The sequence below is a fragment of the Streptococcus mitis genome, assembly GCF_946190155.1.
Classification (GTDB): Bacteria; Bacillota; Bacilli; order Lactobacillales; family Streptococcaceae; genus Streptococcus; species Streptococcus mitis_CL.
The window spans coordinates 1-263 of the sequence record NZ_CAMHZL010000058.1 but is presented as its reverse complement, the minus strand read 5'-3'; the positions used below and the strand labels follow the sequence as shown (position 1 = coordinate 263).

The following is a 263-nucleotide window of genomic DNA, read 5'->3' as shown; positions in this document are numbered from 1 at the left end:
GGAATTTCACGTTGGGGTTGTAGTCGATGCCGAAGAACTCGTGGAACGGTACCCCGCCGTCCTTGGCCCGGCGCCCGAATTCCAGGCCCATGAAGGTCGGCGACGGTACCGGCATGCCGTTGGGCCCGCCGGTGAACGACAGCCAGTTGTTGAGCACCAGGCGGATGATCTCGCCAAAGCCCAGGGTCACGATGGCCAGGTAGTCCCCGTGCATCCTCAGCACCGGAAAGCCCAGTATGCAGCCGGCCAGTGCCGCGGCGATC

General features: G+C 64.6%; 1 pseudogene. It reads right to left on the bottom strand.

The features are described 5' to 3' along the window. Positions 1 to 263 (bottom strand): annotated as a pseudogene (locus N8O80_RS09550) (hypothetical protein); the annotation flags it as partial.